19 protein-coding genes are annotated in these 24,500 nt (G+C 62.6%); 7 read left to right on the top strand and 12 right to left on the bottom strand.

Annotated features, from left to right (window positions below):
- Position 1 precedes the first annotated feature (1 nt).
- The 5 genes from F3Y30_RS23755 to F3Y30_RS23735 all read right to left on the bottom strand — a co-directional run bounded on the left by F3Y30_RS23755 (position 2) and on the right by F3Y30_RS23735 (position 5,114).
- Entirely contained in the window at positions 2 to 835 is an 834-nt protein-coding gene (locus F3Y30_RS23755; protein WP_203426752.1) for a carbohydrate ABC transporter permease, read from the bottom strand.
- Positions 836 to 839: 4 nt separating this feature from the next.
- Positions 840 to 1,763, bottom strand: a complete 924-nt coding sequence (locus tag F3Y30_RS23750; RefSeq protein WP_246753013.1) for a sugar ABC transporter permease — start codon at positions 1,761 to 1,763, stop codon at positions 840 to 842.
- A gap of 168 nt (positions 1,764 to 1,931) precedes the next feature.
- Positions 1,932 to 3,191: a sugar ABC transporter substrate-binding protein gene (locus F3Y30_RS23745; protein WP_203426750.1), complete on the bottom strand. Its 1,260-nt coding sequence runs from the start codon at positions 3,189 to 3,191 to the stop codon at positions 1,932 to 1,934.
- Positions 3,192 to 3,225: 34 nt separating this feature from the next.
- Positions 3,226 to 4,395, bottom strand: a complete 1,170-nt coding sequence (locus F3Y30_RS23740; RefSeq protein WP_203426749.1) for a PLP-dependent transferase — start codon at positions 4,393 to 4,395, stop codon at positions 3,226 to 3,228.
- Complete coding sequence (locus tag F3Y30_RS23735; protein ID WP_203426748.1) at positions 4,392 to 5,114, bottom strand: FadR/GntR family transcriptional regulator; 723 nt, start codon at positions 5,112 to 5,114, stop codon at positions 4,392 to 4,394. The genes F3Y30_RS23740 and F3Y30_RS23735 overlap by 4 nt, the downstream gene beginning before the upstream one ends.
- 198 nt (positions 5,115 to 5,312) lie before the next feature.
- Here F3Y30_RS23735 and F3Y30_RS23730 point away from each other — a divergent pair, with 198 nt between their 5' ends.
- Complete coding sequence (locus F3Y30_RS23730; RefSeq protein WP_203426747.1) at positions 5,313 to 6,128, top strand: class I SAM-dependent methyltransferase; 816 nt, start codon at positions 5,313 to 5,315, stop codon at positions 6,126 to 6,128.
- A gap of 187 nt (positions 6,129 to 6,315) precedes the next feature.
- Positions 6,316 to 6,705, top strand: coding sequence for a low affinity iron permease family protein (locus tag F3Y30_RS23725; RefSeq protein WP_203426746.1), 390 nt, complete (start codon positions 6,316 to 6,318; stop codon positions 6,703 to 6,705).
- Positions 6,706 to 6,787: 82 nt separating this feature from the next.
- Here F3Y30_RS23725 and F3Y30_RS23720 read toward each other — a convergent pair whose 3' ends face one another.
- Positions 6,788 to 7,309 (bottom strand): winged helix DNA-binding protein, encoded by a 522-nt coding sequence (locus tag F3Y30_RS23720; protein ID WP_203426745.1) that lies wholly within the window; start codon positions 7,307 to 7,309, stop codon positions 6,788 to 6,790.
- Between the two features lie 104 nt (positions 7,310 to 7,413).
- Here F3Y30_RS23720 and F3Y30_RS23715 point away from each other — a divergent pair, with 104 nt between their 5' ends.
- Entirely contained in the window at positions 7,414 to 11,067 is a 3,654-nt protein-coding gene (locus F3Y30_RS23715; protein WP_203426744.1) for a hydantoinase B/oxoprolinase family protein, read from the top strand.
- Between the two features lie 42 nt (positions 11,068 to 11,109).
- Here F3Y30_RS23715 and F3Y30_RS23710 read toward each other — a convergent pair whose 3' ends face one another.
- Positions 11,110 to 11,658: a HutD family protein gene (locus F3Y30_RS23710; RefSeq protein WP_203426743.1), complete on the bottom strand. Its 549-nt coding sequence runs from the start codon at positions 11,656 to 11,658 to the stop codon at positions 11,110 to 11,112.
- A 306-nt stretch (positions 11,659 to 11,964) separates the two neighbouring features.
- Complete coding sequence (locus F3Y30_RS23705) at positions 11,965 to 12,594, bottom strand: TetR/AcrR family transcriptional regulator (protein ID WP_203426742.1); 630 nt, start codon at positions 12,592 to 12,594, stop codon at positions 11,965 to 11,967.
- A gap of 138 nt (positions 12,595 to 12,732) precedes the next feature.
- Here F3Y30_RS23705 and F3Y30_RS23700 point away from each other — a divergent pair, with 138 nt between their 5' ends.
- Genes F3Y30_RS23700 through F3Y30_RS23685 form a run of 4 tightly spaced genes read left to right on the top strand, consistent with a single transcriptional unit; the run spans position 12,733 to position 19,075 of the window.
- A complete protein-coding gene (locus F3Y30_RS23700; RefSeq protein WP_203426741.1) occupies positions 12,733 to 13,815 on the top strand; it encodes an efflux RND transporter periplasmic adaptor subunit in 1,083 nt (360 codons plus the stop codon).
- Entirely contained in the window at positions 13,812 to 14,894 is a 1,083-nt protein-coding gene (locus F3Y30_RS23695) for an efflux RND transporter periplasmic adaptor subunit (RefSeq protein ID WP_203426740.1), read from the top strand. The genes F3Y30_RS23700 and F3Y30_RS23695 overlap by 4 nt, the downstream gene beginning before the upstream one ends.
- On the top strand, positions 14,891 to 17,974 hold the full coding sequence (locus F3Y30_RS23690) for an efflux RND transporter permease subunit (RefSeq protein ID WP_203426739.1): 3,084 nt from the start codon (positions 14,891 to 14,893) through the stop codon (positions 17,972 to 17,974). The genes F3Y30_RS23695 and F3Y30_RS23690 overlap by 4 nt, the downstream gene beginning before the upstream one ends.
- 51 nt (positions 17,975 to 18,025) lie before the next feature.
- On the top strand, positions 18,026 to 19,075 hold the full coding sequence (locus F3Y30_RS23685) for an adenylate/guanylate cyclase domain-containing protein (RefSeq protein ID WP_203426738.1): 1,050 nt from the start codon (positions 18,026 to 18,028) through the stop codon (positions 19,073 to 19,075).
- Positions 19,076 to 19,146: 71 nt separating this feature from the next.
- Here F3Y30_RS23685 and hutU read toward each other — a convergent pair whose 3' ends face one another.
- From hutU to hutI, 4 genes are read right to left on the bottom strand one after another with little or no spacing between them, the layout of a single operon-like run.
- Positions 19,147 to 20,820 (bottom strand): urocanate hydratase, encoded by a 1,674-nt coding sequence (gene hutU / locus F3Y30_RS23680; protein ID WP_203426737.1) that lies wholly within the window; start codon positions 20,818 to 20,820, stop codon positions 19,147 to 19,149.
- A 16-nt stretch (positions 20,821 to 20,836) separates the two neighbouring features.
- Positions 20,837 to 21,637, bottom strand: coding sequence for an N-formylglutamate deformylase (hutG, locus tag F3Y30_RS23675; RefSeq protein ID WP_203426736.1), 801 nt, complete (start codon positions 21,635 to 21,637; stop codon positions 20,837 to 20,839).
- Position 21,638: 1 nt separating this feature from the next.
- Positions 21,639 to 23,174 carry a histidine ammonia-lyase gene (gene hutH / locus F3Y30_RS23670; protein ID WP_203426735.1) on the bottom strand — a complete coding sequence of 512 codons (1,536 nt, stop codon included), beginning with the start codon at positions 23,172 to 23,174 and terminating at the stop codon, positions 21,639 to 21,641.
- On the bottom strand, positions 23,171 to 24,427 hold the full coding sequence (gene hutI / locus F3Y30_RS23665) for an imidazolonepropionase (RefSeq protein WP_203426734.1): 1,257 nt from the start codon (positions 24,425 to 24,427) through the stop codon (positions 23,171 to 23,173). Before hutI ends, hutH begins: the two co-directional genes overlap by 4 nt.
- Positions 24,428 to 24,500: the final 73 nt, after the last annotated feature.

Here is a 24,500-nt window from a genome sequence, read left to right as displayed (position 1 = left end):
ATTATCCTTTGACGGCGCCGGCCGTGAGGCCCTGCACGAGATAACGCTGGATGAGCAGGAAGAAGAGGCAGGCGGGGATCAGCGCAAGCACGCCCGCCGCCATCATCTGCCCGAAATCGACGGAGAATTTGGAGACGAAGGTGAGCAGCCCGACCGGGAAGGTGGCCGCGTCGTTGCCGGAGATCAGCATCAACGCGAAGAGCAGTTCGCTCCAGGCAGCCGTGAAGACGAAGCCGAGCGTCGCAGCAATTCCGGGCAACGTCAGCGGCAGAATGATCTGGCGGAAAGCGACGAACTGGGTGGCTCCGTCGATCATCGCCGCCTCCTCCAGATCCTTCGGGATTCCGTCGAAGAAGGACTGCATCAGGAAGGTGGCGAACGGAACGTTGAAGGCCGAATAGACGATGACGAGACCGGTCAGGCTGTTCGTCAGCCCCAGAGGCGAGAGCATCTTGAAGATCGGCGCCACAAGCATCACCAGCGGGAACATCTGCGTGATCAGCATCAGCGCCACGATCCAGTATTTCGCCCGGAAGGAGAAGCGCGAGAGCGCGTAGCCGGAGAGGGACGCCAGAATGGTGACCACAATCGCGGTCGCACCGGAGACGATCAGGCTGTTCTTGAAGAAGGTCGGGAAGGCGCTATGGGCAATGACGAACTCGAAGTGCTCGAAGGTGGTACGCGACGGCCACATGCGAACGCCCTCGCTGTAGAGCAGGTCGTTCGGCGTCACAGATACCTTGAGCAGCCAGAACAGAGGGAACAGCGCGAAAACGATGTAGGCCAGGATCGCGAGGCGATGGGCGCCGGTGAGGAGGAGGCTTCGGGATCTCATGTCTTTAGCCCTTGTTCAGCATGGTCTGGCGAAGCAGCACGATCAACATCGAGTAGACCAGCAGCAGCGCGAGCAGCACGAGCGCGATGGCCGAGGCATAGCCGAAATCGAGCCGCTTGAAGGCCTGGGTGAAGATGTAACTGGCAACGATCTGGGTTCTGTCCGCCGGTCCGCCGTTGGTCATCACCACGATCAGGTCCGCGAAGTTCGAGATCCACACGGTTCGAAGCAGGACCGTGATCGCAATCGTCGGGGCGAGGAAGGGCAGCGTGATGGACATGAAGCGCTGGACTGGCCCGGCGCCGTCGATTGCCGCTGCTTCGTAGAGGTCGCGCGGGATGGCCTGCAGCGCGGCAAGCAGCGTGATTGCGAAGAAGGGAATGCCCCACCAGACGTTTGCCGCAATGGGTCCCCACATGGCGAGATGCGGGTCGGAGAGGATGTTGTTCGGCTCAGCGAGGATGCCTAGCGCATGAAGCCAGTGTGGCAGGGGGCCAATGACCGGATTGAACAACCACGCCCAGTTGAGGCCCGCGAGAAAGCTCGGCACCGCCCATGGTAGGAAGACCAGTGCCTGCACCAGGCCTCGCCCATAGAAGGGTTTGTCGAGCAGCAATGCGAGGATCAACCCGAAGGTGAACTGCAGAAGAACCGAGGCGCCCGTCCACCAGAGCGTGTTTCGGAGTGCCCGGAAGAAGGCCTCGTCCTGCCCAAGGGCACGGAAGTGATCGAGACCCACGAAGCCACCGGAGAAGGGGTTGAGCAACTGGATATCCCGGAAGGCGTAGGAGATGCCGACAACGAGCGGCACCAGCATGACGGCCACGATCAGTACCAGCGCCGGTGCGCTGTAGAGATAGGGCTCGGAGGCGTCCGCAAGCCGCTTCATCAGCGGTCGCCGTTCATGCGGGATGGTTTGGTGCAGCATCGGCATTCTTTCCGATTGTAGAAGGACCGGCCTGCAGCATCGTGCTTCGCCATGTGGCAGGCCGGGTCGAATGGGGCTCGCCACGGCACGCGCAGGTGCGCCACGGCAGGCCGGCTTGCGAAGCGGATTGGGCGGCGCGCTTGTTCGCCGCCCGACCGCTCGCGGCGCCTACTTCTTTGCGAGGAACTTCTGCTGGGCCTTGGTCAGATAGTCGGCCCACTGGTTGGCAAGGTCCTCAGGCGTGATGTCGCCGAGCAGGGCTTCCTGCGAGGTCTTGATCACCAGGGAATCCTTGAAGAATGCGAATTCCTCGAGATGCGTCGGCATCACCGTTGGGATGGCGTTCTTGTCCTCGAGCTCGGCGAACCAGCCCTTGAACTGCTCGCTCGCATAGAACGGATCCTTCTCGGCGGACTTGTGCACTGGCAGCGCGCCCGTGCGCTTGTTCCATTCGATGTTGCCTTCCGGCCCTTCCAGCGTTTCGATGAGCTTCCAGGACAGATCCTTGTTTTCGCTCGACGCCATCATCGACCAGCCTGCATAGCCGATTGTCGGGAAGGTCTTGCCGTCCGGACCCTTCGGCATGGTCATGATGCCATAGTCTTCCGGCTTCATGCGCTCCGCGATCGCGATGAGCGCGTCCGGATCCTGGTCGAGGAAGGCGCAGGTGCCGCTGTAGAAGCCGGCGACGATCTCGTTGAAGCCCCAGTTGACGCTGTCCTTCGGCGCGTAACCGTTCTTGTAGAGGTCGATCAGCCAGGTGAGACCCTTGACCCAGCCCTCGCTGTTCATGGTCGAGGTGCCGTCCTCGTTGAAGAACTTGTTGTCACCGGCCATCGAGGCACCGAACATCACCCAGCCGTTGAGGCCGCCAGGTCCACCGCGCAGGCAGTAACCATATTTGCCGGGAAGTGCGGAGACCTTCTTGGCGGCTTCGGCGAACTCGTCCATCGTCTTCGGCGGCTCGGAAACCCCGGCTTCGGAGAGCAGCTTCTTGTTGTAGAACATCGCCCTCAGGTAAAAGCCATAGGGCAGCATGTAGGCGGTGTCTTTGATGTCGCGACCGAGTTCGAGGGCGCGGTCGGTCAGGCCTCCCGTGTGTTCCCACTTGGACAGGTAGGGCTCCAGGCTTTCGAGCATGCCGTTGTTGGCGTAGAGCGACAGCCAGGTGTCGGGCATTTCCATCACATCCGGGATTTCTCCGGCAGAGACCATGGTTGCGAATTTCTGGAACGCTTCACCCCAGGGGAGCGAAACGATCTCGACCTTGGTGCCAGGGTTCGCCGCCTCGAATTTCGCGACGATGGACTTCAGCGTTTCCGTCCGCTCGGGGCTGGTGATGACTTCGACGAGCTTCAGCGTCGTGTCGGCAAGGGCGGTTCCGGACATCAGCGAAGCGAAGATGGCCGCGGTCAGTAGTCTCTTCATGGTCGTTCCCCTTTTTGGGCTTGGTTCATTGCTTTCAGTCTTGGGAAGCGGCAATCGCCGCCTCCAGATCACCCCACAGCGCCTCGGTTCCTTCGAGGCCCACGTGGAGGCGTACGGACCGCGGATGCACACCGAAGGCATGCGCGGAATTCGGCTGGGCCTTCTGCTCCAGGACGACTTCACCCGGCACGATCAGGCTCTCATGCCCGCCCCAACTCACACCCAGCTTGAACAGGGTGAGAGTGTCGGCAAAGGCGCGAATGTCGATGCCTTCCCGGAAGACGAAGGAGAACAGGCCAGAGGTGCCGGTCAGGCCCGGCGGCAGGCGATTGGAAAGGGCCGGGTGGTGCACGGCTTCGACCACGTCGAGGTCCTTCAGGCGCCGGGCGATCTCCAGCGCGGAAGCCTCGTGCGCCTTCATGCGGACCGGAAGCGTGCGCATGCCGCGGACGAGAAGCCAGGCGTCGAAGGGCGACAGCTTGCCGCCGAGATAGGGGTAGGCCTCCGCGCGTATCCGGCCGATCAGCTCCTTCGAGCCTGTCACGACCCCTGCGACGACGTCGCTGTGGCCACCGAGATACTTGGACGCCGAATGGAGGACGAGGTCCGCGCCGAGAGACAGGGGACGCTGGAAAATCGGGCTCGCCCAGCTGTTGTCGATGACGCTCAGAATGCCGTGGCGCTTGGCAAGTGCCGCAAGTGCGCCCACGTCGTGGGTATCCATCACCCAGCTCGTCGGACTTTCCATGTAGAAGAGCTTCGCCCCCGGCAACGCACGAGCGACCTCCTCCTCGTCGCGACCGTCGACATAGGTGACCTCGACCTTCATGCGCTTGAGCAATGTGCCGAACAGTCGGAACGCATCGGGATAGACGTGCTTCACCGCGACGAGCCGGTCGCCCGGCTCGACGAAGGAGAGGACGGTCGAGGAGATGGCGGACATGCCGCTCGCGAACCCGATCGCATCCTCGCCACCCTCGAGCTTTGCCAGCATTTCCTCGAAGGCGCGCACCGTCGGGTTGAGGCCGCGGGTATAGATCGGGCGCACGATCTCTCCGCGATAGGCGGATACCATCTCGTCATAGCTCGAGAAAGTGAAGAGGGAGGTCTGCACGATCGGCGGCACGACGGCCTCAAAGGCGTTGCTCTCATCGTGGGCGACGATGAGGGAGGCGCGTTCGAACGGATCGGATCCGTTGTTCATCGGGACATTTCCTTGATGTCTTCCTCGACCACGTCGAGGATCTTGAGGGTTTCTCGGCGCGCAGCTTCCGTGTCCTGGGCGGCGATCGCGTTGAAGAGCGTTCGGTGGAAGGGGAACGACCGACGGGCGAAGTCCGGTCGATTGAAGGGTTTCTCCCAGAAGCGTTCGAAGGCTTCGCGCATCTGCTCGAGGAGTTGCCGGAACAGCGGATTATGAGTGGCGTCGTAGATCGCCAGGTGAAAAGCCAGGTCTTCCGGACCCGAGGTGCCCTTGGCGAGGTGCACGCGTTCCATTTCGTTGAGCCTGTCTTCTATGATGACAAGGTCGTCGGCGCTGCGCTTGCGAGCCGCGACCATGCCAGCCTCGGCTTCAATGCCGCGGCGAACCTCAAGGGTCTGCAGGAGAGCGTCGCGCAGATGCGCCGCATCGAGCGAGAGGGGCATGTGTATCGTCGCCGTCGTAACGGGCTTCAGCAGATAGGTGCCGCTCCCCTTGCGGGTTTCCATCACCCCGAGAGCCTGAAAATGGCGGATCACCTCGCGGATCGTCGAGCGGCCGACAGCAAGGGCTGCCATCAGTTCGCGCTCGGCGGGCAGCCTGTCTCCGGCCTTCAGGTTCGCCTGGCCGATATAGGTGGCGAGGGCCTCGGTAACCTGCCGGGCACGATCCATCGGCGGTAGCGGCAAGATCGCCGGCCTGCTGTCCACGCGTGCCGTCATGCGGCCAATGCTCCCCGTTATACGTCAGCTTCTCCAAATTGGTCTGACATCTTAGCATTTCTCAAAAATATCCCGACGTCAACGGGGTGAGAATGACGATCCCGCTAGTTACACAGCCGCTACGGGCAGGGCTTTCGATTATGCGCTCGCGGGCCTATGATCGCTGAGGGGCTGCGCACTCTTGGCTGGAGGAGCGAGATGAATACGACGCATACCCTGTTTGCCGGTGCGATCCCTGACGTCTATGACCGAATCCTCGTGCCCCTGCTGTTCGCGCCCTATGGGGCCGACATGGCCGCGCGCGTCGCTGCGCTGAAGCCTGCCAGCCTGCTGGAAGTCGCCGCCGGAACCGGCGCGCTGACCCGGGAAATGGCGTCACGGATCGACACTCCGGTCTGTATCGTGGCCACCGATCTGAACCAGCCCATGCTCGACGTCGCAATGTCCAAGCTCGGGGATGATGACAGGATCGTCTTTCGGCAGGCCGATGCGCTGGCTCTCCCCTTCGAGGCGTCGACCTTCGATGTCGTCGCATGCCAGTTCGGCGTGATGTTCTATCCGGACAAGGTCCAGGGATATCGCGAGGCGTACCGTGTCCTGAAGCCGGGCGGACATTTCCTTTTCAACGCCTGGGACAAGATCGCGACCAGCGAGATCCCGCTCGAAGTAATGAAAGCGCTCCATCAGATTTTTCCGGAGGATCCGCCCCGCTTCATGGAGGTCACGCCGCACGGCTACTGGAATACGGACCAGATTCGCCGGGAACTCGCGGAAGCGGGTTTCCACTCCATTACTGTCGACAATCTCGATCTGCCGAGCGAGGCGGCCTCCGCGAGTGATGCGGCAGTTGCCTTCTGCCAGGGAACTCCGATGCGCGGGGAGATCGAGACCCGCGCGCCGGGCGATTTGAATGCTGTGACGGCCAAGGTGACGGAGGCTTTGGAGCGGCGCTTCGGCAGGGGCCCTATCGAATCCACGATGAGAGCCAATGTTGTGACCGCTCTGAAGTCGTAGCGCGCGCTATTCCCGCAACCCCTGCGGAACCGAATGAAGCACCCGGATATTATCAAGCTGGACCTGAAAGGGAGTGGCCGCGCTCGTTCGCTTGTCTCCACTTCGGAAGGCCGAGACTTGTGCCGACGTCAACCGGTAGAGGGCGAGGCAACCAGGTCCGGGATTGTTTGCCGCAGGGAGGCTTGCCATGAAAAATTTGCAGCACATGTTCGTCAAGTTTTCCAACCATGTCGCGGAGATCGCCGGCAGGCCGGGCACCTTCATCCTGGCGGCAACGGCGATCGTGGTGTGGGGCGCGTCAGGACCAATCTTCGGCTATTCGGAGACCTGGCAGCTCATCGTCAACACGAGCACGACCATCGTCACCTTCCTGATGGTCTTCATCCTTCAGAACACCCAGAACCGAGACGGCAAGGCATTGCAGACCAAGCTGGACGAATTGATCCTGACGAGCCATGCGGAAAACCGGTTCGTCGGCGTCGAGCGGCTGGACGAGGAGGAACTCCTGCGCTTGAGCAAGCTTCTGTCGGAAAGGGCGAAGGAGAAAAGCGAGCGCGGAGCGGAAGGGTCGCTGTAAAGGAAGGGGCTGGAAGGAAGAGTCCGCAACCGCATCGAACTCATTTCGCTGACGAGCGACGCCATTGTCGGGAATAGCGCGGCTACATGCTGGCCGCGCCGCGAGCCGCCTGATCGTACTGACCGGAAAGGACGCGCATGAGGGCGGCAAGCTTGCTCATCTCCTCCTCGTCGAGCCGCAAGGTCTTCATGCCCGAGACGAGGAGGGCCTCCCGCATCTGCCCGTAGCGCTCGCAGGCATCCGCACCGGCCTCGGTTACCTTCAGTGTCTTTTCCTTGCCGCGCCTGCCGGTCGTGATGAGACCGCTGCCTTCCAGCTTCTTTGCGGCGTATGTTACGACATGGGTATCCTCGATATTGAGCATGACGCACAGGTCCGAAAGCGATTTCTCGCGTTCCCGATGATTGGTGGCGTGCAGGATCAGCACCTCTATGTGCCCGAGACCGGGATAACCTGCCGCCGCCATGCAGCGAACGATCCAGCGATGGAAGGCATTGCCGGTGACAGTCAGCGCGAATTCCACTTCCGACAGGGCCGGCATCTCGCCTTTCGCCAGATGTGAGGACGACACGATCGGGCCGATGGAAAACGGAGGACTGTTCATTGATTGCCTTTCTCATCGAGAATATATCGATATTTTGTTGACATAATAACGGCATTTGGCACGTTATGTCATCCTTAGTTTCCATGCAGTCGCGGAGTTTCGAAATGAGCGGAAAGTGGGATTTCTGGATCGATCGTGGCGGCACATTCACCGATGTCATCGGTCGCGATCCGTCGGGTGCCCTTCACCCGAGAAAGCTACTTTCCGAGAATCCGGAAGCCTACAGGGATGCGGCGATCGAGGGCATCCGCTCGCTGCTCGGCGTGAAGGCGGGGGATCCCATCCCGTCGGGACGCGTGGGCGATATCAAGATGGGCACGACGGTTGCCACGAACGCCCTTCTCGAGCGCAAGGGCGACCGTGTCCTTCTCCTGATCACCAAAGGCTTCCGCGACGCACTGCGCATCGCCTACCAGGCGCGCCCGGATATCTTCGCCAAGGAGATCATCCTCCCCGAGCAGATTTATGAGCGCGTCATCGAGATAGACGAGCGCGTCCGGGTTGACGGAACGGTGGAACGGGATCTCGATGTCGCCACCATCGAGGCCGAAGTCGCCAGGGCCAAGGGAGACGGCATCGATGCGGTAGCGATCGTCTTCATGCACGCATGGAAGTACCCGGAACACGAACTCAGGATGGCTGCCCTCTGCCAATCGATCGGCTTTACCCAGATTTCGGTGAGCCACAAGGTTTCTCCGCTGGTCAAGCTCGTCGGGCGTGGCGACACATCCGTGGTCGATGCCTATCTGTCGCCGATCCTTGGCCGCTATGTGCGCCAGGTGGCTGAGCAGCTCGGCGTGGGGCCCGGCGATGCATCGCCCGGTCAGGTCGATGCCGAGGGATCGCCGCGGCTGATGTTCATGATGTCGTCCGGCGGACTGACGGCCGCGGATCTCTTCCAGGGAAAGGATGCCCTTCTGTCCGGTCCCGCAGGTGGCGTCGTAGGAATGGTCGAGACTGCCAAGCTCGCGGGCTATGACAAGGTGATCGGCTTCGACATGGGCGGGACCTCCACGGATGTCGCCCACTATGACGGCGAGTATGAGCGCGCCTTCGACACGGAGGTCGCGGGCGTGCGCATCCGCGCGCCGATGATGCGCATCCACACGGTCGCGGCCGGCGGCGGATCCATTCTTCACTACGAGGCCGGTCGCTTCCGAGCCGGTCCGGATTCCGCCGGCGCGGATCCGGGACCCGCCTGCTACCGGCGCGGCGGACCGCTCGCAGTTACCGATGCCAACGTCATGCTCGGCAAGTTGCAGCCCGAGTTCTTCCCCGCAATCTTCGGGCCGGACCAGAACCTGCCGCTGGATGCCACTGTCGTGCGCGCGCGCTTCGAGGCCCTCGCGAGCGAGATCGGCGACGGCCGCAGCGCCGAGAGCGTCGCGGAAGGCTTCATCACTGTCGCTGTCGAGAACATGGCGAATGCGATCAAGAAGATCTCGGTGCAGCGCGGATACGACGTCACCGAGTATCTCCTCAACTGCTTCGGGGGCGCTGGTGGACAGCATGCCTGCCTCGTCGCCGATGCACTCGGCATGGAGGCGGTGCTGATCCATCCCTTCTCGGGGCTTCTCTCGGCATACGGCATCGGACTGTCCTCGGTCTTCGCCTCGCGCCAGCAGGCGCTGATAAGGCCTGTCGCCGAGGCGACCCTTCCCACCATCGACGCGCTGATCGAGGAGCTTCGCGGCGGCGTGCTCGCCGAACTCGAAGGGCAGGGGATCGTTGGAGCCGAGGTCCGTACGCGGGCAATTCTGCATATGCGCTATGACGGCACCGATACGGCGCTGCCGGTGGGCTTCGAGACGGGCTCGCTCGATCAGGCGCGCCGGGATTTCGAGGCGTTGCACAAGGCGCAGTTCGGCTTCGTCTACACGGACAAGGCGATGATCGTGGAACTCGTCGCCGTGGAAGGCCAGGACGGCGGGGGAAGGGGGCTTGGCGAAGAGGACCTGCCCCTCCACGAAGCCGAGGCATTGTCGACGCAGACGCGCAGGATCTTCACCGAGGGAGCCTGGCACGACGCGGGAATATTCTTTCGGGATGACCTTCGCCCCGGTCATCGCCTGTCGGGACCGGCCCTGGTCGTCGAGAAGAACCAGACCATCGTGGTGGAACCGGGCTGGCAGGCGACGATCACCGCCAAGGATCATGTGGTCATGCGGCGTATCGAGAAGAAGCGGCGGCAGGCGGCTCTCGGCACCGAAGCCGATCCGGTCATGCTCGAGGTGTTCAACAATCTTTTCATGTCGATTGCCGAGCAGATGGGCGTGACGCTTCAGAACACGGCCTATTCGGTCAACATCAAGGAGCGTCTCGATTTCTCCTGCGCGGTCTTCGATCGCACCGGCGCTCTCGTCGCCAATGCGCCGCATATGCCGGTGCATCTCGGTTCGATGGATCGCTCTGTCGAAACCATCATCCGGTTGAACGAAGGCAGGATTCGGCCCGGCGATGTCTATGCCCTGAATGCGCCGTATAACGGCGGAACGCATCTGCCCGACATTACCGCCGTCACGCCGGTCTTCGACGAGGCGGGCAGGGAGATCCTGTTCTATGTCGCTTCGCGTGGTCACCATGCCGATGTCGGCGGCACGGCACCCGGTTCCATGACGCCACTTGCGACGACCGTGGACGAGGAGGGGGTCCTGTTCGACAATTTCCTTCTCGTCGAACAAGGGCGGTTCCGCGAGGACGAACTTAGGCAGCTCTTGACGGACCATCCCTATCCGGCGCGCAACCCCCAGCAGAACATTGCCGATCTGAAGGCGCAGATAGCCGCCAACGAGAAGGGCGTCGGGGAGTTGCGCCGGGTGATCGCGCATTTCGGGCTCGATGTCGTGGAGGCCTATATGGGGCATGTCCAGGACAATGCCGCCGAGAGTGTACGCAGGGTGCTGTCGCTCCTGCCCGACGAAAGTGCCTGCGAATATCCGACCGATACGGGGCAGGTGATCAGGGTCAGGATCTCCGTGGACAGGCAACGGCGCGAGGCGACGGTTGATTTCACCGGCACGTCCCCGGTCATGAAAAACAACTTCAATGCACCCGAACCGGTGGCCCGTGCCGCGGTTCTCTATGCCTTCCGCGTGATGGTCGAGGACATGATCCCGATGAATGCCGGGTGCCTGCGCCCGATCAGGATCGTCATACCGGACGGGTGCATGCTGAAGCCGTCCTATCCTGCCGCCGTCGTCGCCGGAAACGTGGAGACGTCACAACACGTGACCAATGCCCTGTTCGCCGCAATGGGTGCCCTCGCCAATGCGCAGGGCACCATGAACAACCTTACTTTCGGCAATGCGACCTACCAGTACTACGAGACGATCTGCTCGGGCTCACCGGCGGGCCGCATGAACAGCGGCCGCGGATTTCCCGGCACGTCCGGCGTGCACACTCACATGACCAATTCACGGTTGACCGATCCGGAGATTCTGGAACTGCGCTTCCCGGTACTTCTCGAGGATTTCCGCATTCGCGAGAACTCCGGCGGAAAGGGGAAGTGGTCCGCGGGCGACGGCACGGTGCGCACTCTCCGCTTCCTCGAGAGAATGGAGTGCGCGATCCTTTCCTCCCACCGTTCTCGTCCGCCGCGCGGGCTTGACGGCGGAGGGGACGGCGAGCCGGGTAGTACGCAGGTCCGCCGCGGCGATGGCACGGTCGAGACGCTCAAGGCCTGCGATCAGACCGTGCTGGAAGCGGGCGATGCCGTTACCGTGACCACGCCGACGCCGGGGGGATATGGACGTGCGTGAGGTCCAGCCGCCCCGGCGGCTTCGGCCGCCCGGTCGCTGCCACTAGCCTGCAACGCGTTCGAGCGAGACGAGGAAAACGTCGGCGGGGATGTCAGCGGAAAGGCGGAGGGACTGGCCCTGCACGAGATCCACCACCGCGTCCATTGAGGCTGCGGACAGAACGTTGCCTTCGTCCTCGACGCGCACTGCCCCGTTGAACACGATGCAGGCCTCTGGACTCTCGATCGCGACCTCGACAGTTCCGTTGATGGCAAGTCGCCGAAGGGTGTGGCGATAGTTCGTGCGCAGGGTCATGACGTTAAGGTCGGTTGTCTCGCCGCCAAGGCTTTCGGCGTGGACGACAGCCTCTCCCGCGAAGCGGTAAGGGTCGGCCTGCTGGGTGAGCGGCGACTGTGTCTCCCCGTCAGCGGTCAGCTGCATTCCGTCCCCCCTCAGGACGGCAATGGTGCGGTCGATGCCCGGGAAGAGAGAAAACGGTCCGGACCCGCGCACCGTGGCCAGGCTGATGCGCCAAAGAAACACCGCCGGATCATGCGGCGCCGGGCAGGCGATGACTTCTCGGGTCACGCCCAGGCCGTTCTTCCAGGGCATTTCTTGATGATTGTTCGCGCTGAGCAGCCGCATTGAAAACCTCGGTATGAATTCGCTGGCGATTTTGGAACCCACCGGCCCGATCCGTCTCTCGAATTGTGCTTCGGGATATGACCGTGTGAGACCTCTTTCGCCGCGGGTATAGACCGGGGATGGCCCCCAGATAAAGGGCCTATAAGGAAAGCCGTTGTGCTTCCGTTGTATGGGCCGGTCGAGTCTGCGGACCGCAAGTGACGCGTAAAGTGCGGGCATGCCTCGACCCGGAGCCGATCGCTTTCGATCCGTCGTAGGCAGGTCACCGCACTGTCAGTTTCGGGCAACCAGCCCATTCATCATGAGATCGAGGTGGGCGTCGATGAAGGCTTCCACATCGTGAGGCCTCCTGTCGGAAAAGATCATCTGCCACACCATCAGGAGCATCGTCGGGCTGAACGCGATTTCCGGAATCCTGACCACCGGCGAGTTCCTCAGTTCACCCGCCGCTACGCCGGCCTCAAGCAACTCCCGTGCCGCATCGAACATGGGGACGATGTGTTCCTCGTAGTGCCGGTCGGCTGCCTGAGGGAAGCGCGCGCCCTCGGCGATGATGAAGCGCAGCAACTCGCGCGAGTTCCGATCCGTCGAGATCCTATCATAGATCAGGCGGGCAAAGGCCTTGATCTTCTCCTGATAGCTGCCCGTAAGGGTGCCCAATTCCTGTTTCAGGTCCGAAAACGGAACCGAGATGTGCCGAAGCATTTCCTCGAACAGGATTTCCTTGGTCTCGAAGTAGAAATAGACCGTACCCTTGGTCACGCCGATGCGGGCGGCAATGTCCTCGACCCTTGTCGCGGCATAGCCGTTTTCCACGAACTCCTCGAAGGCCGCGTCTAGAATTTCCCCGGGTCGCTCCGCCTTGCGTTGAGCCCTGACGCCCGCCTGCTTTTTGTCTGTCATCTTGCTCCTTGCCTCCCCGTAAGGTGATACGCGATGTGGCAAAATCTCGAAACATTATTTCATTGACTTACGAGTCAGTCAAACGTATTGACGGTCCTGACAGTACCTCCCACGTTCCACGCCAATACGGTCGACCAGATGAAAGTTGCAAAAAATATTCTCGGCGCGAGCGCCGCGGCGCTCTTGCTCGCCGCTTGCAGTCCGCAAGAGGAAGAAGCCAAGACAATCCCGCAGCTTGTCGGTGCCCAGGAAGTGGCGAGCGCCACCTACACGACCAGCGCCACCCTGTCCGGTGAGGTGAAGGCACGGGTCGCATCGGAGCTGTCATTCCGTGTCGCCGGCCGTATCGCCGAACGGACCGTCAACGTCGGTGACCATGTTAAGGCGGGTGATCTGCTGGCGAGGATCGATCCGAAGGAGCAGCGCGCCGACGTCGCCGTTGCCAAAGCCACCGTTCAGTCCGCAGAAGCACAATACAGGCAGGCATCCCTCTCGTTGGAGCGGCAGAAGTCCCTGCTGGCGAGCAAGGTGAGTACCCAGGAAACCTACGACAATGCGGAAGAAACCTACCGCACGGCGAAGGCAGCGCTCGACGTGGCGAGGACAGGGCTCGCAACGGCCGTTGATGCGCTAACCTACACGGAGCTGCATGCTGACGGCGACGGCGTCATCACGGCGCGCAACGCCGAGGTCGGTCAGGTGGTTCAGGCGGCCGAATCCATTTTCACGCTGGCACACGACGGACCGCGCGATGCGGTCTTCGATGTATTCGAGGGCCTGCTGCTTCGCAACGAGCGCGACAGCAAGATAGGGGTCTCCCTGCTTTCCGACCGGACGCGGGTGATTGCCGCGCCCGTGCGGGAAGTCGCGCCGACGATCAACGCTGCAACGGGTACCATACGCTTGAAGGCCGACCTGGCCGATAAAAGCGATAGCATGCCTCTGGGCGCGGCGGTCAGCGGCGTCTTCTCCTATACGCCGCGCGAGCTGATCGTGCTGCCGTGGAGCGCCATGGCCTCCGTAGGCGGCGAGCCCGCTGTCTGGCTGATCGATCCCGGCACCAAGACGGTCTCGCTCCGCAAGGTCGAGGTCGGGGACTATGAAACCGAGAGGTTTACCGTCACGGGCGGCCTTCGTCCGAAGGACCTTGTCGTGACCGACGGCGCCAAGCTGCTCGCGCCGGGAGAAGCAGTCTCCATCATTGGAAAGGACGCGCAATGAACGGCCGCTTCACAACGGTATTGCTCACAATCCTGCCGCTCGCGCTCGCAGGATGCGATTCGGAAGGGGAGGCAGCCGCCCCCGTCAAACCTCGTCCCGTCATGTCGGTCGTCGCCGCCTCCCGGCCAGTTCACGACCTCCGCCTTGCCGGCGTGGTCGAGGCCCGCATCCAGGCAGACCTCGGATTCCGTGTCCTTGGCCGAATAATGCGAAGGGACGTCAATGTCGGTGACTCCGTGACAAAAGGCCAGGTCATCGCTTCGATTGATCCGCTCGCGCTCGAACTCGCCGTGAAGAGCGGCGAGGCGGATCTCTCGAGCGCCGAGGCCCAGCTCGTCAACGCTTCCGTCATCGAGCAGAGGCAGCGAAAGCTCGCGGCAATCAACAGCGCCAGCCAGGCCGCGCTGGAAAGCGCGGAACAGGCGAACGCCAGCGCCACGGCCGAGGTGGCCAAGGCGCGAGCCAATCTCGACAAGGCCAGGGACCAGCTGGGGTATGCCTGGCTGGAAGCCGAGTTCGACGGGGTTGTGACGGGCACCTCCGTCGAGGTCGGTCAGGTCGTTTCCGCCGGCCAGACGGCGATCACCATTGCCCGCCCGGATCTGCGCGACGTGGTGGTCGACGTGCCCGAGGACGAGATTTCCGGACTGACGAAGGGCCTGCCGTTCACGGTCATGCTTCAACTGGATCCCTCGATCAGGACCACGGGAATGGTGCGGGAAATCGCGCCGGAATCGGACGCAACGACACGTACGAGACGCGTCAAGATCACCCTGGACAGCCCGCCGGAAGCCTTCCGCCTCGGCTCCGTCGTCTCGGTCGTGCCGGCGACACAGGGAGCGCCGGTCATTTCATTGCCCGAGGCCGCGATCCTTCGCGAGGGGGCGAAGGCAAGCGTCTGGATCGTCGATCCCGACAAGAAGACGGTAGCAAAACGATCAGTGACGATCGAGGCAGGAAATGGCGCGTCGATTGCCATCCTGTCCGGCCTCAAGGAGGGGGACCGCGTCGCCGTCGCCGGTGTCAACCGGCTCGCGGAAGGCCAGCAAGTGAGAATAGAGCAGGAGCGCAATCAGTGAAGTCGTTTAATCTTTCCGACTGGGCGTTGGAACACCGTTCGCTCGTCTGGTACTTCATGATCGTCTTCCTGATCGCCGGGGCCGTGTCCTATGTTGGCCTCGGCAGGGAGGAAGATCCCAACTTCACCATCAAGACCATGGTGATCCAGGCACAGTGGCCGGGCGCTTCCGCCGAGGAGGTGACGAAGCAGGTTACCGAGCGGATCGAAAAGAAGGTCGAGGAGCTCGATTCTCTCGACTACACGAAGAGCATCACCATTGCGGGACAGACGACGGTCTTCGTCGAACTGCTCGCGACGACCAAGGCAGAAGACGTCCCCGCCACATGGTTGCGCATCCGCAACATGATCGGCGACATCCAGGGTGATTTTCCCTCCGGTGTCGTCGGACCGTTCTTCAACGACCGCTTCGGCGACGTTTTTGGCAACATCTTTGCCTTTACCAGCGACGGATTGAGCCACAGGCAGCTTCGGGACCAGGTCGAGGAGGCCCGTGCCAAGGTGCTGACGGTGCCTGACGTCGGCAAGGTGGATATTGTCGGCGCGCAGGACGAGGTGATCTATCTCGAGTTCTCGACCCGCAAGATCGCTGCCCTGGGGATCGACCAGCAGGCAATCTTGACCACGCTCCAGGCCCAGAACGCGGTCACTCAATCGGGCTTCGTCCAGGCCGGTCCGGAGCAGATCGCCCTGCGTGTCAGCGGCCAGTTCACGTCTGAGGAAAGCCTCAGCGGGATCAACCTCAGGGTCAACGACCGGTTCTTTCCCCTGACCGACGTGGCGACCATCCGGCGCGACTACGTCGATCCCGCGTCTTCGTTCTTCCGCTTCAATGGCGAGCCTGCCATCGGCCTTGCCATTGGCATGAAGACCGGTGCCAACCTCCTGGAGTTCGGGAAGGCACTCGAGCAACGCATGGACGGCATTATCGAGGAGCTTCCGATCGGGGTGGACGTGCATCGTGTGTCGGACCAGCCGGCCGTCGTGGAAGAAGCGGTGTCCGGATTCACGCAGGCCTTGTTCGAAGCAATCGCCATCGTGCTTGCGATCAGCTTCCTCAGCCTGGGTTTCAGGGCGGGCCTCGTCGTCGCGATCTCGATACCCCTGGTGCTGGCGATCACCTTCCTCGTCATGGCCTATACCGGGATCTCGCTGCAGCGCATCTCGCTCGGAGCGCTTATCATCGCGCTGGGACTTCTCGTCGATGACGCGATGATCGCCGTGGAAATGATGGTCGCGCGTCTCGAGGCAGGCGACGACCTGCGCAAGGCCGCAACCTACGTCTATACGTCCACCGCCTTCCCCATGCTCACGGGGACACTGGTGACGGTCGCCGGTTTCATCCCGATCGGTCTCAACAACAGCGCCGCCGGCGAGTTCACCTTTACCCTTTTCGTGGTGATTGCCGTTTCGCTTGTCGTGTCGTGGATCGTGGCGGTCCTGTTTACGCCCCTGCTCGGCGTCACGCTGCTTCCTAAATCCATGGCCAAGCACCACGAGCACAAGGGCTGGTTCGCCGCCGCCTTCTCCCGGATGCTCACCGTGGCGATGCGGTTCCGCTGGATCACGATCGCCGTCACACTCATCGCGTTCGGCGGTTCCGTTGTCGGCATGGGGTTTGTCCAGCAGCAGTTCTTCCCGTCCTCGGACCGCCCCGAACTCGTCGTCGACTGGAGTTTGCCGCAAAACGGCTCGATCGCCGAAACGGACCGCCAGATGGCGCAGTTCGAGAAGGAGATGCTGGCCGGCAACGATGCGGTCGATCACTGGTCCAGCTATGTCGGACAGGGAGCGCCCCGGTTCCTTCTTTCCTTCGACGTGCAGCCATCGACGGTCACGTTCGGGCAGACGGTCATCGTCACCAAGGGACTTGAGGTGAGGGACACGCTACGCGCTGAGCTCCAAGCCTACCTCAAGCGCACGTTCCCCGGCACCGATGCCTACGTCAAGCTCCTGGACATCGGCCCGCCTGTCGGCAAGCCCGTGCAGTATCGCATCAGCGGTCCGGACATCCAGACGGTCCGCAGCATCGCCCAGGATGCGGCCGCCATCGTCGGAGACAATCCGAACCTCACGAGCGTGACCTATGACTGGAACGAGCCGGCGCGCGTGGTGAAGGTGGACGTGCTGCAGGACAAGGCGCGCCAACTTGGCGTCACCTCGCAGGACATTGCCTCGGCGCTGAGCGGCATCATAGACGGTACGACGGTTACCCAGGTCCGTGACGACATCTACCTCGTCGACGTGGTCACACGGGCACAGGGTTCCGAACGCGGATCGATCGAGACGTTGCAGAACCTTCAGCTGCCCGGGTCGAACGGTTCCGTTCCGCTGTCAGCCGTCGTCAACTTTCACTATGACCTCGAACAGCCGACCATTTGGAGACGGGATCGGATTCCCACGATCACTGTAAAGGGCGGCGTCGTCGGTTCGATGCAGCCGGCTACGATCGTTGCCCAGCTGGCGCCGAAGATGGCCGAACTCGAAAAAACACTTCCGGCCGGTTACTCGATCGTGGTCGGCGGGGCCGTCGAGGAGAGCGCCAAGGCACAGGGGCCGATTGCCGCCGTTGCTCCGCTGATGCTCTTCGCCATGGCCACCATCCTGATGATCCAGCTTCAGAGTTTCCACCGGCTGTTCCTGGTGTTTGCGGTCGCGCCGCTCGCTTTGATCGGCGTGGTGACAGCCTTGCTGCCGAGCGGCTCACCGATGGGCTTCGTCGCTATCCTCGGTATCCTGGCCCTGATCGGGATCCTCATCCGTAACTCGGTGATTCTGATCGTGCAGATCGAACAATTGCGCTCCGAGGGGGTGCCTCCATGGCAGGCCGTGGTGGAGGCGACCGAGCACCGCATGCGCCCGATCATGCTCACCGCAGCCGCGGCGACGCTGGCCCTGATCCCGATCTCGCGGGAAATCTTTTGGGGGCCGATGGCCTACGCCATGATGGGCGGCATCGTGGTCGGCACGATCCTGACGCTGCTGTTCCTGCCAGCGCTCTACGTTGCCTGGTTCCGCATCAAGCGACCGGCCGGCGATGCGGCGGAACCAATGCCGGAGGAGGCCGTGGCCGCGCACTGAGCGCCGGCCACGGTCGCAAGACGGCAGACACTACCGGAACGGCAAGGGTAAATGAAACTGCGATCAAGTATCGTATGGCTTGCCGTTCTCGTCGTCGTCTACGTGAGCGGCTCGGTCTATGGCCTCGTGCGCTATGGGACGCCCGCCCTCGGCGGCTTCTACTCGCTTTCGGTTTGCCTTCCGCTGATCGCGTTCGAACGTGGACTCTTCCTGCGCGGATTGCGGCGGTGGCTGCACGATCTTCCGACGTGGGCTTACCTGATCGGGCAGCTCACATTTTACTATGTCATGATCACAGCCGGCATCGCGTTTGCCGGCTCGCTCCTGTGGCTGATGCGTGGAACAGAGATGCCCTGGGTTCAGGCCGCCTTTCCGCCGCTCACCGACCTCGCCTACAGCCTCTCGGTCACGCTGGTCATGACCGCGACGTTGCGAGTTCGCGATCTTCTCGGCAAGAAAGTCTTCCTCAATCTTCTCGTCGGGCGCTATCGCCGGCCCATCAGTGAGGAACGGGTCTTCCTTCTTGTTGATCTCGAGGGGTCGACAGCGCTCGCGGAGGAGTTTGGCGACCTGCGTGCGATGGAGTTCCTAAGCGCGCTATTTTCCACGATGGCCGAACCCGTCGCGCGCCAAAGAGGATCCATCGACGACTACATCGGCGATGCCGCGATCATCTCCTGGCCGATGAAAACGGGTCTGGAGAATGCGCGCTGCGTGCGCTGCCTCTTCGGCATTCTAAAGGCGGTGGATGAGAAGAAGGTGCACTGGCTGGAGACTTACGGGAGAGTGCCGGTGCTTCGGGCCGCCCTGCACGGAGGGCCGGTCGTCACAGCGGAAATCGGCAGGGACCATCACAAGATCGCGTACTTCGGCGACACGATCAACACGACGGCGCGCATCGAGAACATTTCGCGGCTGCTCGGCAGGCAATTCCTCATGTCGAAGCACCTTCGCGACCGTATCGATCTGCCAGCTTCGGTAACGGTGGAGGAATTGGGGAGCCATCCTGTTCGCGGACGCGACCAGCACATCGACCTGGTTTCCCTTTCGTGCGCGAATACAAGGCAAAAGCGTGAATCGCCAGCATTGGAAGCTCAGTAGCGAACGCCCGGACGAAGGGCGGTGGTTTGCCATTCGTCCGGGCGGTCCAATTGAAGCGGGCGTTCGCCCACTTAGTTGCCGAGAATACCGGGCAGGCGCAGGCCCTTTTCGCGGGCGCAGTCGAGCGCGATGTCATAGCCCGCATCGGCATGACGCATGACGCCGGTCGCGGGGTCGTTCCAGAGCACGCGCTCGATGCGGCGGGCCGCATCGTCCGAGCCGTCGCAGCAGATGACCACGCCCGAATGCTGCGAGAAGCCCATGCCGACGCCGCCGCCATGGTGCAGCGATACCCAGGTCGCACCCGAAGCAGTGTTGAGCAGCGCGTTCAGGAGCGGCCAGTCGGAAACAGCATCCGAGCCGTCCTTCATCGCTTCCGTCTCGCGGTTCGGCGAGGCGACGGATCCTGAGTCGAGATGGTCGCGGCCGATCACGACAGGGGCCTTCAGCTCGCCGTTCTTCACCATTTCGTTGAAGGCGAGCCCGAGGCGATGGCGATCGCCGAGGCCGACCCAGCAGATGCGTGCCGGCAGGCCCTGGAAGGAGATGCGCTCTCGGGCCATGTCCAGCCAGTTGTGCAGGTGCTTGTTGTCGGGCAGCAGTTCCTTCACCTTGGCGTCGGTCTTGTAGATATCCTCCGGATCACCGGAAAGGGCGGCCCAGCGGAACGGACCGATGCCGCGGCAGAACAGCGGGCGGATGTAGGCCGGGACGAAGCCCGGGAAGGCGAAGGCGTTTTCGAGGCCTTCCTCCTTGGCGACCTGGCGGATGTTGTTGCCATAGTCGAAGGTCGGGATGCCCATGTCCTGGAAGGCGATCATCGCCTCGACGTGCTCGCGCATGGATGCGCGGGCCGCCTTTTCGACCGCCTTCGGATCGCTGACGCGCTTTTCCTTCCACTGAGCCATCGTCCAGCCCTTCGGCAGATAGCCGTTGACCGGGTCGTGGGCGGAGGTCTGATCGGTGACCATGTCCGGACGGATGCCGCGACGCACCATTTCGGGCAGGATTTCCGCGGTGTTGCCGAGCAGGCCGACGGACTTTGCCTCGCCGTTCTTGGTCCAGCGGGCGATCATCTCCATCGCCTCGTCAAGGGTCTCGGCCTTCTCGTCGACATAGCGGGTACGCAGGCGGAAATCGATCGAATCCGGATTGCATTCGACTGCAAGGCACGAAGCGCCGGCCATGACGGCGGCGAGAGGCTGGGCGCCGCCCATGCCCCCGAGGCCGCCGGTCAGAACCCACTTGCCCTTGAGGTTGCCGCCATAGTGCTGGCGGCCGGCCTCGACGAAGGTCTCGTAGGTGCCCTGAACGATGCCTTGTGTTCCGATATAGATCCAGGAGCCCGCGGTCATCTGGCCGTACATGGCGAGACCCTTCTTGTCGAGCTCGTTGAAGTGGTCCCAGGTCGCCCAGTGGGGCACGAGGTTAGAGTTGGCGATCAGTACGCGCGGGGCATCCTTGTGGGTGCGGAACACGCCGACCGGCTTGCCGGACTGGACAAGGAGCGTCTCATCCTCGTTGAGGTCCTTGAGCGTTGCGACGATCTTGTCGAAATCCGCCCAGGTACGCGCTGCCCGCCCGATGCCGCCATAGACCACCAGCTCGTGCGGGTTTTCAGCCACGTTCGGATCGAGATTATTCATGAGCATGCGAAGCGGCGCTTCGGTCAGCCAGCTCTTGGCGTTGAGTTCGGTGCCCTGGGGCGCGCGGACGTCGCGGATGTTGTGGCGAGGATTGGTCATTCCTGTTCCCTCCGGGTCAGTGTTCGAGGTTGAGCGCGATCCGTTCGATCTGCTCGAGGATGGTTTTGAGGTGTTTGCGAAGCCGGTCCGCCTTTGCCGGGTCGTAGGCAAAGGGTAGCGTTTCGGTGGCAAGATGCGTGGACTGGGCAAGCTCCATCTGGATGGTATGCACACCCATTTCTGGCCGGGCATAGTGGCGCGTCGTCCATCCGCCCTTGAACCGTCCGTTCAGGATGCTCGTATAGCCATCGGCCTTGGCGGTCGCCTCGACAACGGCTGCCTCGATCGCCGGTGCACAGGTCCTGCTCATGTCGGTGCCGATGTTAAAGTCCGGCAGCTTGCCTTCGAAGAGGAAGGGGATGTGCGAACGGATGGAATGGCAGTCGTAGAGGACCGCAATTCCGTGGATTGCTTTCACCCGCTCGATCTCGGCCGCGAGCGCCGCGTGATAGGGCGCGTGAAAGTCGCGGAGCCGCGCGGCGATGTCTTCCGCGCGGGGAGATTCTCCGTCCTTCCAGATCGCATTTCCGTCGAAATCTGTCTCCGGCACGAGGCCGGTTGTGTTCTGACCGGGATAGAGGCTGACGCCTTCAGGATCCCGATTGGCGTCGATGACGTAGCGGTGAAATGTCGCCCGCACCGTCGTCACATTGTCGAGCAGTCCGTCATAGAGCTCGTGGATGTGCCAATCGGTATCGGCGAGAATCTTCCCATTGTCGTTCAGGCGTGCCCAGATGTCGGCGGGGACGTCGGTTCCGGTGTGCGGAAATCCGAGAATGACCGGCGATGTGCCCTGGCGGGTTTCGAAGACGGCCATATTACGCTTCCAGTGCCGGCAGGATACCGGCGGAGACGGACGCGTTCAGCGCTCCGGTCGCAACCAGATCGCCGGCAGCCTTCAGGTCGTCGGCCATGTAGCGATCTTCCTCGATGGAGGGCGAGACGGCGCGAAGGGCGGCGGCCGCCTTCTGCAGCTCGGGGCTGGTCGCCAGCGGTGCGCGGCACTCCACACCCTGGACGGCGGTCAGCGCCTCGATGCCGATGATCGAGAAGAGGTTCTCCGTCATCGGAAGCAGGCGACGCGCACCGTGGCAGGCCATGGAGACATGGTCTTCCTGGTTGGCCGAGGTCGGCGTCGAATCGACCGATGCCGGATGGGACATCTGCTTGTTCTCCGACATGAGCGCTGCCGATGTGACTTCCGCGATCATGAGACCGGAGTTGAGGCCCGGCTTCTTGGCGAGGAACGCCGGGAGCCCGTAGGAGAGCGCGGGATCGACGAGCAAGGCAATGCGGCGCTGCGCGATTGCGCCGATCTCGCAGATGGCAAGCGCGATCTGGTCGGCCGCGAAGGCGACCGGTTCGGCATGGAAGTTACCGCCCGAGACGACCGAATTGTCGGAGAGCACCAGCGGATTGTCGGTTACAGCATTGGCCTCGATCTCGAGCGTGCGTGCGACGGAGCGCAACAGGTCGAGGCAGGCGCCGTCCACCTGCGGCTGGCAGCGGATGCAATAGGGATCCTGCACACGCTCGTCGCCCTCGATGTGGCTCTGGCGGATCGCCGAACCTTCGAGAAGGGTGCGAAGGGCAGCAGCCGTGTCGATCTGGCCTTGATGCCCCCTCAAGGTGTGGATGTCCGGATGGAATGGCGCCGAGGAACCCATTGCCGCGTCCGTGGACATGGCGCCGGTGATGAGGGCTGCCTGGGCGGCGCGGTGCGCGCGGAAGAGACCTGCGAGTGCCAATGCCGTGGAAGTCTGGGTGCCGTTGATCAGCGCAAGACCTTCCTTGGCGGCGAGCTTGACCGATGCGAGCCCCGCTATCTCCAGTGCGGCCGCACCGGACATCCGCCGGCCGTCGAAGAAGGCTTCGCCATGACCCATCATCACCGCCGACATGTGCGCAAGCGGCGCCAGGTCGCCCGAGGCGCCGACCGAGCCTTTTTCCGGAATGACCGGAATGACGCCCTTTTCGAGCATCGCCTCGATGAGGCGGACGATTTCCAGCCGGACGCCGGAGGCGCCACGCCCGAGAGAGACGAGTTTCAGCGACATGATCAATCGCACGACGTTCTCGGGCAGCGGTGCACCCACCCCGCAGCAGTGTGACAGGATCAGGTTGCGCTGGAGCGTGGCGACATCGGCGGCGTCGATCTTGATCGAAGCGAGTTTACCGAAACCGGTATTGATACCGTAGACGGGTGCGTTGCCCGCCGCGATCTCCGCGATGCGCGCGGCGGCCTTGGCGATGCCGGCATCGAACGACTGATCGAGCCGAGCGGCTTCACCGGTCCAGTAGATGGATTCGAGATCCTTGAGGGGTACGGAGCCCGGGTGCAGGATGATGGTCATGAATTCGTCCTCTGTCCCTTGAAGACACGGCTGTGCAGTGGGTTGAAGCCGATGCGGTAGACGAGCTCCGCCGGCTGTTCGATGTTCCAGACGGCGAGATCCGCCGATTTTCCGACCTCGAGCGTGCCGGTTTCGCCGAGGAGGCCGAGGGCCCGGGCGGCTTCCCGCGTCGCACCCGCAAGGCACTCCTCGACGGTAAGCCCGAAAAGCGTCGCCGACATGTTCATGGTCAGGAGCAGGGACGTCAGCGGGGAGGTGCCCGGATTACTGTCGGTGGCAATCGCGATCCTGGTTCCTGCCTCGCGCAACGCCTTGACCGGCGGAAGCTGCTTTTCACGCAGTGTGTAGAAGGCACCGGGCAGCAGGACGGCGACCGTGCCGGCGGCGGCCAGTGCGCGCGCGCCGCTTTCGTCGAGATACTCGAGATGGTCGGCGGATAGCGCGCCATAGGAGGCGGCAAGTTTCGCACCACCAAGGTCGGAGAGCTGCTCGGCGTGAAGCTTGACAGGCAGTCCCAGTTTCCGGGCGTGATCGAAGACGCGGGCGATCTCGTCGGTCGAGAAGGCGATACCCTCGCAGAAGCCGTCAACCGCATCGACGAGGCCCTTCGCATGAGCTGCATCGAGACCGGGCAGAACGACATCGCTGATATAGTCGCCATTGCGGCCCTTGTATTCGGGCGGAGTCGCGTGGGCTGCCAGATAGCTGGTGACGACACGGACCGGGCGAAGGCTTCCAAGCCGGCGTGCGGCCTCGAGCATCCTTGTTTCGGCTTCGATGTTCAGCCCGTAGCCGGATTTGATCTCGACGGTGGTGACGCCTTCGGAAATCAGCGTATCGAGGCGGGGAAGGGCGGCGGCGACGAGTTCGTCGACCGAGCATGCATTGGTCGCTTTCACCGAGGAAACGATCCCGCCGCCGGCGCGCGCAATCTCTTCGTAGGTCGCGCCCTCGAGACGCATCTCGAACTCGCGGGCGCGATTGCCGCCATAGACGAGGTGGGTGTGGCAATCGACGAGGGCAGGGGTGATCCAGCGACCCTCGCAATCGTTGACGACCTCCGCCTTGGCTAGCTCGGCCGGCAGGTCGCATTCGGGTCCGGCATAGGTGATGCGGCCATTGCTGGCGGCGACTGCGCCGCTTTCAACGGTGCCAAGCCCGCCCAGGCTTGCGTCGAGTGTTGCGAGGCGCGCATTGCGCCAAAGCTGGCTCGCCCCACCCATCGCCGTTTCAGAAAAATTGTTCCCGGTCATCAGCTTTCGCCTTTCCTTCGTTGAGATAATGTATATACATAATAACGAGAGTGACAAGCGGAAAAATTTGAGT

Origin of the sequence: Sinorhizobium sp. BG8 (assembly GCF_016864555.1) — a bacterium.
Taxonomy (GTDB): Bacteria; Pseudomonadota; Alphaproteobacteria; order Rhizobiales; family Rhizobiaceae; genus BG8.
The sequence above is the reverse complement of the archived record's forward strand: the minus strand, read 5'-3'. Positions and strand labels throughout refer to the sequence as shown.